Source organism: Shewanella marinintestina (genome assembly GCF_023283845.1).
Classification (GTDB): Bacteria; Pseudomonadota; Gammaproteobacteria; order Enterobacterales; family Shewanellaceae; genus Shewanella; species Shewanella marinintestina.
In genome coordinates, this window is sequence record NZ_JAKILC010000021.1 from 32,626 (window position 1) to 45,063 (window position 12,438).

Here is a 12,438-nt window from a genome sequence, read left to right on the forward strand (position 1 = left end):
TGGTTATGAATACTACATGGTAAGATTATAATAGCCGTACTAAAGATAAAGCATTTATAAAGGCTAGCAGTTTAACTTGTAAGATAATTGCCACTCCCCTATCATCCGCTGCAAATTCGAACAAAAATGAATATCAGTAAATGAAACAATCTCCGTGTGTAGCCAAATGTGGCCTAAATGATGAAGATTACTGTATGGGCTGCTACCGGCATATCGATGAGATCGTTGGCTGGGCTCAAGCGAGTGATGAACGTAAAACGGTAATTTGGCAAAACGTCAATCAACGTAAAGCCAGCATGCAAGGCGGAGAAAACAGCGCTATCTTAAGTCGTGATAAGTGGTTGGAAGCCGAAAGCAGACTGGAAAAAACGGACCAATAATGTTTTTATTCTGGCAATAAAAAAGCCGCTGATAGCGGCTTTTACTAGATTAAACAGAGTTACTTCTTCAACATACTTTTTAAATCAGCAAACGGATTGTATGTCGCTGCTTCAACTTTGGTTTCAGTGGTTGAACCATATTGAATCAACTCTTCAAACTTAGAATGCTCATTGTCATGACAATAAAGACAAAGTAGCTCCCAGTTAGACCCATCTGATGGATTATTATCGTGATTATGATCGCGATGATGCACCGTCAACTCTCTTAGGTTGGCATTGTTAAATTCACGAGTACAACGACCACAAACCCAAGGATAAAGCTTCAACGCTTGTTCGCGATAACCACCTTCACGCTTGGCTTTATAATCTCTTGCTTCGGCCAATACTCGATCTAACTTACTCTGCCCTTGATTTGTCGACATTACATTTCTCAATTAAAGTTTGTTACCTAGAGCCAATTATATCACTGACTCTAGGGAAGTTTCACCGCAAATTACTGACTAACCTTTTGCCAATAATGGCAGGCTAAGCGTTAGTTTCACTGCTTAAATACTCTGAGCTTGATAAGTGTAAGTAATGTAAGTATTTCTCATACTGAGTCACTACATCCGCCAAGATCTGTTCTTGAGTAAAGCCCATTACGTCATAGTGCTGACCACCGTGCTCTAGGAACACTTCCACGCGGTAGTAGAAGTTATCACCATCATCATTGCTAACATCACTGTCTAACGGATTAGAGATGGTATAAGCACGAATACGCAGGCCGTAGACAAAGTCATTATGCTCTTCACTATGAACCACAAAACGGACGCGATTATCGAAGTTTAAGATCTCTGCCGAAATCGACCGACTTAAGAAACTTTCACATACTTTTGATAATGCAGGCTGCGCCACATCATCCAAGAAGTCTTGCGCTTCTTGCTGGCTAGGGTGAGACAGCAATACATCAATATGTGACTCCCAACTAACGTTGGTCTTAGTAAACTGCACACTAGTGTTGTGAGACTGGACGCTGTTGATCTTAAGCCAGTCATCTTTAAGCGCAATATACAGGCCAAAGCACATCAATAACATTACGATTAAGAATGGTAATGCACTGGCTATTGCTGCTGTTTGTAACGCTTGTAAGCCACCCGCGAGCAATAGAACCGATGCCACAACACCTTGCATTAACGCCCAGAAAATACGTTGCCATACTGGTGCATTATGGTCGCCACCTGATGTCAGGTTATCAATAACCAATGAACCTGAGTCAGACGAAGTAACAAAGAAAGTCACGACTAAACACAGAGCGATTGACGAAAGTAATGTAGAGAATGGCATATGCTCAAAAAACACAAATAGTGCAACTGAGACATCTTTTGAAACGGCATCAGATAGATACGTCGCACCACCAGAAATCGCTTCAATCGCGCTGTTACCAAAACCAGTCATCCACATGAATGTCAATGCTGATGGCACGAACAGCACACCCACTAAGAATTCTCGAATAGTACGGCCACGAGAAACTCGGGCAATAAAGGTACCAACAAATGGTGACCATGAGATCCACCAGCCCCAATAAAGTAGAGTCCAACCACCAATCCAGTCATTCTTCTGCTCGTAAGCATACAAGTTAAATGTTTTACCTACGATATCGCTAAGATAGGCACCGGTGTTTTGTACAAACGCCTGCATTAACTCTACTGTTGGGCCAAAGATAAATACAAACACTAGCAATAAAACAGCGAGAAGAAGGTTTAGCTCACTTAAACGCTTAACGCCTTTATCTAAGCCAGAGAAAACCGATATTGTAGCAATGCTACAGACACCAATAATCAAAAAGACTTGAACCGTCGTACTGACAGGTACATCTAACAAATAATTAAGACCAGAGTTAAGCTGTAATACACCAAAACCTAGTGATGTCGCCACACCAAACATAGTACCTAATACTGCGAAGGTATCGACAGCATGGCCAATCGGGCCATAAATCTTGTCACCAATAAGCGGGTAAAGTGCACTTCTTGGTAATAATGGCAGCTTATGACGATATGCGAAGTACGCCAAACTAAGCGCGACTACTGCATAAATGGCCCAAGCATGGATCCCCCAATGGAAGAAGGTGATCTTCATTGCATCTTTTGCTGCTTGAATTGTCATAGGATCAGCATCAGGCGGCGCCATATAATGCATCACGGGTTCTGCAACTCCAAAGAACATAAGACCAATACCCATACCAGCTGAGAACAACATAGAGATCCAGCTTTTATAGGTGTAATCGGGTTCGGAATGGTCAGGGCCGAGTTTAATGTCGCCGAAACGACTGACCATGACAAAAATAATAAATATTAAAAAGACTGCCACGCCTAAGATGTAAAGCCAGCCAGCTTTAAGTTCAAACCAGGATTGAGCGGTTTTAAAAACATCTTGGGATTGAGTCGGCCAAATAGCACAAACGGCTACCATTAAGGTGATTAAAATAACTGATGAAAAAAAGACGGGTGGATTAATGCTCGATTTTATCGACATAGAATTACCGGGGTTGATGAAGTACACGCAATTGTTCTAACTTTGCGTGACGAGGCCGCCAGAAATTTAAGCGTATTGATTAGTAATACACTGGCGGAGTTATTCATGTGCAGTTCTACTCGCAAATGGTACTCAGCTAAAGTCTGTTTTATAAGCAAAAGTGAGTCCTTTATTATAGAAAATACTTCTGATTAATTAACATCTTATACCCATCAACAAAATAGCACTTAAGCCCTAGTAGCTAGCGCAAGCTAAAGAAATAAGCACTTACTTACCTTGAAAGGCATAACAAATCACATTGAATAACCAAACCTAAATAAACCAGCTTACTGGCGCGCTCAGCTATTAAATGGGATTTCATTTACGGGAAGCAACAACACAAAATTCACTTACACTATACATTATTTATCGTACTAAGGATTTCGTCTATAGCTCAAAAACAAAAAAAGCAGCTTATCGCTGCTTTTTTGTATCGCTAAAGTCAACAATTACCCAAAACTGTGAGGTTAATCGCATTGCGTTTTATTAACAATCGCGCGAGCACAGAAAACAACTGCTTATAAACTTTAAAATTTAAGGTCTTTTTCCATCTCTTCATATGAGATATGGCGTACATCTTTACCTTTCACATAGTAAATGATGTACTCACAAATATTCTGACAGCGATCTCCGACACGCTCTACTGCGCGAGCCGCCCATAATACGTCCAGCACTTCAGGAATTGAACGAGGATCGGCCATCATATAAGTCATCAATTGACGAATAATACCTTCGTATTCTTTATCGAGTTTAGTGTCTTCTTTATGCAACTCAAAAGCGACATCAGCATCCATACGCGCTAATGCATCGAGGGTTGAGTGCAATGTACGGGTCGCATGACGTCCCATATTTTCAATGCTCACCAGTAGCGGTTGCTGATTCTTAGAACGCTTATCCATAGCAGCTTTAGCAATTTTTACGCAGGCATCGCCAATACGTTCTAGATCGGTAATGGTCTTTGAAATGGCCAACACTAAGCGTAAATCACTGGCTGCGGGCTGGCGCTTAGCGATAATACGGGTGCATTCCTCGTCAATGGCGACTTCCATACCATTAACTTTATGATCGCCATCAATAACCTTTTGTGCAAGTTCAGCATCTAAAGCACCTAACGCATCTAACGATTGTTCAAGTTGGCGTTCAACCAGGCCACCCATAGCTAAAACACGGTTACGAATATCGTCTAGTTCAGCATTAAACTGACCTGAGATATGTTTATTTAAATTCATGTTTTCCATTGCATTAATATCCTATCTCAATTAACCGTAACGACCGGTAATGTAGTCTTCGGTCTTTTTCTTTTTCGGCGTGGTAAAAATGGTGTTAGTGTCTGCATATTCAATCAATTCACCCATATACATAAATGCAGTTTGATCAGACACACGTGCCGCTTGTTGCATGTTATGCGTTACGATAACAACCGTATATTTCGATTTAAGGTCGGTAATCAACTCTTCAATCGTCAGTGTTGAGATAGGATCCAGCGCAGATGTTGGTTCATCAAGCAGCAATACTTCTGGCTCGATAGCAATGGCGCGAGCAATCACCAAACGTTGCTGCTGACCACCCGATAAGCCAAAAGCGTTATCATGTAATCTGTCTTTTACTTCATCCCAAATCGCTGCGCCGCGCAGTGAACGCTCAGCGGCATCATCGAGATCACGACGGTTATTTACCCCTTGTAAGCGAAGACCATAAACCACGTTCTCGTAAATCGATTTAGGGAATGGGTTTGGACGCTGGAATACCATGCCTACATTACGGCGCAGCGCTGCTACATCAACTTTCTTATCGTAAATATTTTGCCCATGCAGCATGATCTCACCACCAATATGGCAGTTATCGACTAAGTCGTTCATGCGGTTAATACAGCGAAGTAGTGTGGACTTACCACAACCACTTGGGCCGATGAAAGCCGTGACTTTTTTCTTAGGGATCTTCATCGACACATCAAAAAGTGCCTGCTTATCGCCATATTTAAGATCTAAGTTACGGATCTCTAAGGCTGTTTGTTCTTGAGTTAAGTTTTCTAGGTCTAGCATATCAGTCTTCATTACCGATTGATCTATTGAAATCATGTTCTGTCCTACTGCTTAGGATAATCGTCAATTAATGCTCAAGCGAACGATATTTTTCGCGTAAGTGGTTTCGTACACCAATGGCAGTTAAGTTAAGCGCCACAATTACCGAGACCAAAAGGAATGAAGTAGCGTATACCAAAGGACGCGCTGCTTCGACGTTAGGGCTTTGGAAACCAACATCGTAGATGTGGAAACCTAAGTGCATGAACTTTCGCTCTAGATGCACAAATGGGAAATTCATATCAATCGGTAGTGTTGGCGCAAGCTTTACCACACCCACTAACATCAATGGTGCAACCTCACCCGCCGCACGAGCAACCGCTAAAATTAAGCCAGTCATAATCGCAGGACTTGCCATTGGAATAATAATTCGCCATAGGGTTTCTGCTTTGGTTGCACCAAGCGCTAAGCTACCTTGGCGCACAGAGCTTGGAATGCGGCTTAATCCCTCTTCTGTTGATACAATCACCACAGGCAGAGTTAAAATCGCCAAAGTTAAGGCGGACCAAATCACACCTGGCGATCCAAAGGTTGGAGCAGGTAAAGCCTCAGGGTAGAACAACTGATCCAACGTGCCACCAAACATATAAACAAAGAAACCTAAACCAAATACACCGTAAACAATTGAAGGTACACCGGCTAAGTTAATCACCGCAATACGGATCATCTTAGTCACAGGGCCTTTCTTAGCGTATTCATGTAAGTAAATAGCAGCGATAACCCCAAACGGCGTGACAATCACAGCCATCAGCATGACCATAAATACGGTACCAAAAATTGCCGGGAATACACCGCCTTCAGTGTTGGCCTCACGTGGGTCGTCGCTTACAAATTTACCAACACCAATAAACCAATGGCCGATTTTTCCCATCACACCTAAACGGTTGGCGTAAGTCACATCTAAAATACTGTCTAGCTTTAAAGTCACTTCTTCACCGCGCATATCACGGATAACAACTGCGTCTCTGCCCGCTGCCGTTTTTAGTGCGAAGAACTCTTTCTCTACAACTTGGTATTCAGCATTAAGTTTGGCACGTGCCGCATCAATCTCGGCTTTTCGAGTGTCTGTTAGCGCGTTGTCTAGTTCGTAACGACGCGACTTCAAACGTAAGTTCTCTAACTCGTAGTTAATTGAGCCTATTACGCCTTTTTGCAGGTCAAGCGCTTGATCATTAAGCTCTACAGCGCGATCAATATGAGATTCAAAATCCGCCTCGATATTTTGCGAGGTTGAACGCTTACCATCTTCTATGATCGCTACAGGGTAGCCATAAAAATCGCCATTCTTACTGCGTTCAATCACGGCAATATCGTTGGGCTTAGAGCGTGAAATAATATCTGTCGCTAAAATCCAGCGGAAATCTAAGCCGACAAACTCACGGTTACCCGTTTTAACCAAATAACGAGTAATGTTCTCACCCACTTCAGATTCAAACTTATGTCCAGCAGCTATTAAACGCTCTGTAGGCACTTCTTCTTTATCGTAAACTTCACCAATCAAGGTATAACGCTCGCCTTGCTGACTTTTCATCTCCCACTGATAAATATCAGCAGGCCAAAAGTAACTGAGACCACGCCACGCTATCAGCAGCAACAAACCCAGAACTGCAATCAAACAGACGCTAACTGCGCCGCTGGTCATCCAAATCCAAGGTGACCCCGATTTAAACCACTTACCCATTAGCTAAACCTCTTAAGGCATTTGCCGAAATTGTATTTAGTGAAATTTTATTCAACATCATTTTCTTATCATCCATAACAATGGGGTTAAAGTGAGCTATAACGTTCACGCAAACGCTGTCTCACCACTTCCGCAATCGTGTTGAAGAAGAAAGTAAAGATAAACAATACAAAGGCCGCTAAGAACAGCACTCGGTAATGCGAGCTGCCAATGGCAGATTCTGGCATTTCAACCGCAATATTCGCAGCGAGCGTACGCATACCTTCAAACACACTCCACTCCATTATCGCCGTATTACCCGTAGCCATAAGTACAATCATGGTCTCACCGACAGCACGGCCAAGTCCCATCATCACCGCCGAGAAAATACCTGGGCTGGCCGTTAGCAACACTACCCGAGTCAAAGTCTGCCAAGTCGTTGCACCGAGTGCCAAACTACCGTTTGATAAATGACGTGGCACTGAAAATACGGCATCTTCGGCAATAGAGAAAATAGTAGGAATAACCGCAAAGCCCATCGCAATACCGACCACTAAAGCGTTACGTTGGTCGAACGTAATACCTAGCTCGTTAGTGATAAACATACGTGTATCACCATCAAACAGGGCTAACTCTAGTGTTGGGCTAATAGCAAATGAGAACCAACCGATAAAGATAATCACTGGCAGTAACATTAGTTCTTGATACGTTTCAGGTAGACGCAGCTTCCACGTCGCTGGCAGTTTATGCCAAGCAAATGCGGTGCTTAATATCGATATGGGCAGTAAAACTAACAAGGTTAATATGCCGGGCAAGTTGTCTTCAATTAACGGCGCTAACCAAAGACCCGCTAAGAAACCTAAAATCACCGTTGGCAGTGCTTCCATGATTTCAATGGTTGGTTTAACGATTGCGCGCACTTTAGGTGACATGAAGTAAGCGGTATACACCGCACCAGCAATAGCTAAAGGTGTCGCAAACAGCATGGCGTAAAGTGCGGCTTTCATGGTACCAAACGCCAATGGCATTAAGCTTAGTTTAGCTTCAAAGTCATCTGAGCCCGAGGTTGACTGCCATACATATTTAGGCTCTGGGTAGCCTTCGTACCATACCTTTTCCCACATCGCACTCCAAGAAACCTCTGGGTGAGTGTTTGATACGCTAAAGAGATTGAGTTTGCCATCAGCCTCAACAACCAAAGCATTTGAGCGAGGGCTAAATCCTAGGGTTCCTGGGTTATTTAGCTGAAAGTTTTCTGAAAACAACTCTCTTTCACTAGTGGTATATAACAGGCTTAATTTACCCGTTTCAGTAATAGTGACAAAGCTTTTGCGATAAAACTCTGAGGCTACACTGGCGATATCACCTTCAACTTCAAAGCTGCGGATCTCTTGATATTGACGGCCTTGCTCACCATTTACTTGGAAGTATTGCTGTACCAGCCCAGTGTCATAGCTCACAAGTAATGAACTCGCTCCTGCCAATAGAGTGACGTTGGTGACTTTGGCGTTAGCACGAGCCAGCGATAAAACTTGACTTAGCTGAACCGCTTCCGCATCGCGAATGTCGTAAATGAATAGTTTATTGTCTGAGCTTAAGATCAACTGGCGTTGATCAGGCGTCATTAGCTGTTGCTGCACATTAACCGGTGAGTCAGGAATGATGCTGTTATATGCCACCCACTCCACTTCTTCGGTCATCATGTTTTCCTCACCCTCTTGGCGAGAAAGATGCCAAATCTTGTCATCGGTTTGATAAACAAAACTCATTTTGTCGCTGCTGTAATCAAATACCAGCCTGTCTAATGCTCTACCTAACGGATCGACCGTTAAGGCTTCATTACCATTAGCAAAACGAATTCTAGGTGTGATCAGTCGCTTGTCATTTGGGTAAGTCACCCCAAACTCCACCCCTGCAATAATTACCTGACCATTATTTAAGCCAAGAGCAAAACGTTGCTCGCTAGGCATAGCCGCAGAGCTACTTACTACATGAGTCCCTGCTGGTGTATTAATTTGCTCACTTCTTAATAGTTGTGATGTATGCGTATCATAAAAATCAACTTTACCAAGTTGCGATACTCGATACATGATTTCATTTTGCTCATCACTACCCACCATTAATGCTGGCTGGCTATCATGAAACTCAGCACTAACGACTGGAGCGACTTCAGCACTATCGAAGATTGGCTTTACCACATAAAGTAGATAAAAGAAGATCAATAGCAGCGCCACAAATACCATGGTACCACCTACGGTGACACCAATTTGGGCTGCTTTATCCTTGATTGCTCTGCGTGAACTACCGTTGTTTATCAACAGGTTTTTCGCAGCAGGTCCAGGTTGAGTTACCTGAGTTTCCATTAAGAACCTCGATTATTCTAAAGCCAGTCAAACTTTAACTGGGATTGTATTAACGACTATGCTAACACTAGGGATATGTCGCGTTTAAAATCAAAATCTACATACGCATATTTTAATGTGGTGCATTATATGACGCAAAAATGACACTAGTGTTACAGCCGTGAACTAAAACCTGATCAACATTCAATAAGATCACCAAATAAAATGCTCAGAAAAATTGAGCTATCTATTTAAATTTTTACAAGAATATACGGATTGATGCGATAAATAATGGAGTAATATTAAATGTTAAGATATCTAGTTACCCTGCAAGCAAAAGACCGTGAAGGCTTAGTAGAACAAATAGCCCATTCAGTCAGCCGTCATGGCGGTCATTGGTTAGACTCTGAACTGCGCCATATTGATGGAATTTTTGCTGCAATTTTGCTTCTAGAGGTACCATCAGGTCAGTGGGATGAGCTGATTGAAACTCTGGAGCTTCTAGAGGGGGTTTCCCTTACTTACTCTAAAACGAGTAAGCCTTTACCTAAAAATAAGCATGTCAGCTACTCACTCGTAGCCTATGACAGGCCCGGCTTAGTACATGAGATATCTAACAAAATCAGTGCTCTTGGGATTAATATTGAGCATATGAGTACCCGCTATGAAAGCGCCAGTCACACCGGTATTGCACTGTTTAGAGCCGACTTTAACGTCAGTATGCGAGATCTTAACGATGAAGAACGGCTAACCCAAGCTTTACACGATATGGGTGATGATGTTGTTCTTGATAACTTGTCACAAGATGGTGCCGCTTAAATAAAATCATAAGCCTAGCGACTTAGCTAGGCTTTGCTACACAGCAATCCAGCCGCTTAGCAGCTACTTTACGTAAAGCCTCGGGTTAGTTTGTCCCCATTGGGTATAGATTTCAGGAAAAATAACCTCTGCGTTCTTTTCAAACTCCGGCGCTAAAATACTTTCCTGCCCTTGATAACCAAACAGAACCACTTCATCTCCTTCCTTAACACCAGCCAAGTCAGTAACATCAATCATTGCTGTATTCATTGAAATGACACCGGTGACTTTAGCACGCTGACCATTAACCAACACATCGGCTGTATTGCCCATTTTACGTGGAAATGAATCACTATATCCCACGGGTAAGTTTGCAAGAATTGAATCACGTTTAAGCGTCACAGTAGAGTCATAACCGACTGTTGCACCTTTTGGTAAATCCATCAGTGCTGCGATACGGGTTTTGAAAGTAAAAATAGGCGGAAACTCTGGATTAGTAGGTTGGTCACCAAAAAGCACACCACCTGGACGCACCATGTCAAAATGCGCTTCTGGTACATTTAAAGCAACATAAGAGTTGCCTGCATGAATCGTGATTTCATTACGCTCAAGCCCCGATTTTTCAATGACCTGTAACGCACTATCGTAAAATGATTTTGACTTAGCTAACACTTCATCACGGTTATAGTTGGGGAAATGCGTCATGATGCCAACGACTTCAAGATTGCTTGTAGCTGCAATAGTCAATGCTTCATCAAGCCCCGCATCAGTGCTTACATCAACACCATTTCTTCCCATACCACCGCTATTGAGCACTAAATGTACCTTCAAAGGGTTCCCAAGTTCAGCGGCCATTGCAGACAAAAGCTGTGCTTGATTAACATCACCGACAAACTCTTCAACACCATATTGAAGTGATTCACGGATCTCCGCAATTGACGCTGAGCGCACTCGCATCAATTCACCTCTAAAGCCAGCATCACGAACGATTCTAATTTCTTCATTACTAGTAACGCCAATACAAGGAATGTTATTAGCTAATATTGTTGGCATTAATCCAGCAATGCCATTGCCGTAGGCATCGGCTTTCATGATTGCACACACTTTCACATTCGATTTAATGTGATTTTTTAGCTCTTTAATATTGGTGTCAAATTGGGTGAGATTAATTTCAAGCCAGCTATTAGCAGTTTGAGTCATATTTACTGACGCTGCGCCATCGGCAGCTAAAAAGGGAGCTGCCATTGTAGAAAAAGAACACGAGGATGCAATTAACATAGCAATAATGGTGTATTTGGTATTCATAAGTGTTTGATTAGTAGGTTTATAAATTATAATTACGCCGTTTTTTAGCACACTCGCGGCTTTATCCATACTTTATAAAAATCACTATGCAATCTAAGTCACATTATCTGAATAAACAACATTGTTAAGCGATAAACTATTTACACAATTACGGCTAACAAGCCTTACTTGTCAGCATGTTAGGTGACATTATTATCGAGTGAATTCTAAGTGACTAATTAGAAAAATCGCGGAAAGAGTAGCGCTGTTAGCCAGTTATCAATGACAACTGGCTATTTTGACAAGTCTTATATTTATATGCCTTGCAACATAAAAGGTTTCACTTACTGAGCTCTGCTGCGGTATCAACAAAAATACCTTGAATATCTTTTGCTTCTCGTTCTGTTTGGCCGCCATGCTTTAAGAAAGCACTAATGATAGCCTGCGTTTTTTGCTCTTTTGCACGCTCTAAGAAATAACGTAGTTCGAGTTCAGCACCTGCTTCTTCATCGATAATTGAGCGATGAATAATCTCTTTATACATCACAATATCACGCACTTCCAGACCAGAAATAACGGCTAGTATTTGTGTTAAAAATGCCTCTATCTCTGCACTTGGTACAAACTGAGTGATGATATTGAGCGCTTCTGCTTGCTGAGCTGTAAAATCATTGCCCAACAGCAATGCCTGTAATGCTTTACCTTTACCTAGACGTCTAGCAAACTGCACCGCACCTTGACCACCGGTTGGAATATTGACGTGCACCTCAGGCTGAGCAAAAGCAGAGTTTTCCGTGCCATACGCTAAGTCACATGCCATCACAAACTCATTACCGCCGCCGCGTGCTACGCCATCAACAACTGCAACCGATAACTGCTTCATTGCCTTGATGTTAGCAATCATGTGATTAAACTCAATTGATGCAGCTTGACCGCCTTGTGTGCCATTAATGACATTCAAATCTAAATGCGCTAAAAAGAATTGCTCATGCAATGACTTAAACACTACGACTTTAACGTCACGATTGTCTTTTAGTGAAAGAACATAAGCATTAATTTCATTGATAAGATCAATAGTTAATACATTTACCGGAGGGTTGTTAATCGTAACTGTTGCAATGTAATTTTCAGTGCTAATAGATAGTGTTTTCATGTGTAACCTCATTCAATTCATAATTGTATTCAGAAAGACAAAAGATGATTAAGTGTAGAAGACCTTTGCTGCAATTAATCCTTTTGTTCTTGGTATGGAGTGACTATAGAATTGTTATTGATGATTAAAAATACTAATATAAGCACATCATTGATGCTATTTTTGCACCAATTGAAGTTTATAGGTGCTT

At 42.0% G+C, this 12,438-nt stretch carries 10 protein-coding genes; 2 read left to right on the forward strand and 8 right to left on the reverse strand.

Annotated elements, in window-relative coordinates; translation table 11 throughout:
- The first annotated feature begins 140 nt into the window (after positions 1-140).
- Complete coding sequence (locus L2747_RS18565; RefSeq protein ID WP_249000491.1) at positions 141-380, forward strand: DUF1289 domain-containing protein; 240 nt, start codon at positions 141-143, stop codon at positions 378-380.
- A gap of 59 nt (positions 381-439) precedes the next feature.
- Here L2747_RS18565 and L2747_RS18570 read toward each other — a convergent pair whose 3' ends face one another.
- From L2747_RS18570 to L2747_RS18595, 6 genes are all read right to left on the reverse strand, one after another.
- Positions 440-802 (reverse strand): YajD family HNH nuclease, encoded by a 363-nt coding sequence (locus L2747_RS18570; protein ID WP_249000492.1) that lies wholly within the window; start codon positions 800-802, stop codon positions 440-442.
- Positions 803-905: 103 nt separating this feature from the next.
- Complete coding sequence (locus tag L2747_RS18575; protein ID WP_249000493.1) at positions 906-2,891, reverse strand: BCCT family transporter; 1,986 nt, start codon at positions 2,889-2,891, stop codon at positions 906-908.
- Between the two features lie 566 nt (positions 2,892-3,457).
- Positions 3,458-4,168, reverse strand: a complete 711-nt coding sequence (gene phoU, locus L2747_RS18580) for a phosphate signaling complex protein PhoU (protein WP_249000494.1) — start codon at positions 4,166-4,168, stop codon at positions 3,458-3,460.
- Between the two features lie 21 nt (positions 4,169-4,189).
- Positions 4,190-5,008 carry a phosphate ABC transporter ATP-binding protein PstB gene (gene pstB / locus L2747_RS18585; RefSeq protein WP_249000495.1) on the reverse strand — a complete coding sequence of 273 codons (819 nt, stop codon included), beginning with the start codon at positions 5,006-5,008 and terminating at the stop codon, positions 4,190-4,192.
- 31 nt (positions 5,009-5,039) lie between these two features.
- The gene (gene pstA / locus L2747_RS18590; RefSeq protein WP_249000496.1) at positions 5,040-6,692 is read right to left on the reverse strand and encodes a phosphate ABC transporter permease PstA; all 1,653 of its coding nucleotides are present in this window, start codon (positions 6,690-6,692) and stop codon (positions 5,040-5,042) included.
- 86 nt (positions 6,693-6,778) lie between these two features.
- Positions 6,779-9,034 (reverse strand): ABC transporter permease subunit, encoded by a 2,256-nt coding sequence (locus L2747_RS18595; RefSeq protein ID WP_249000497.1) that lies wholly within the window; start codon positions 9,032-9,034, stop codon positions 6,779-6,781.
- A gap of 285 nt (positions 9,035-9,319) precedes the next feature.
- On the opposite strand from L2747_RS18595, the gene L2747_RS18600 reads away from it, so the two are divergent.
- Positions 9,320-9,832: a glycine cleavage system transcriptional repressor gene (locus L2747_RS18600; protein ID WP_249000498.1), complete on the forward strand. Its 513-nt coding sequence runs from the start codon at positions 9,320-9,322 to the stop codon at positions 9,830-9,832.
- 63 nt (positions 9,833-9,895) lie between these two features.
- On the opposite strand, the gene alr is transcribed toward L2747_RS18600, so the two are convergent.
- Positions 9,896-11,116 carry an alanine racemase gene (gene alr / locus L2747_RS18605; protein WP_249000499.1) on the reverse strand — a complete coding sequence of 407 codons (1,221 nt, stop codon included), beginning with the start codon at positions 11,114-11,116 and terminating at the stop codon, positions 9,896-9,898.
- A gap of 319 nt (positions 11,117-11,435) precedes the next feature.
- Positions 11,436-12,248: an enoyl-CoA hydratase/isomerase family protein gene (locus L2747_RS18610; protein ID WP_249000500.1), complete on the reverse strand. Its 813-nt coding sequence runs from the start codon at positions 12,246-12,248 to the stop codon at positions 11,436-11,438.
- Positions 12,249-12,438 lie beyond the last annotated feature (190 nt).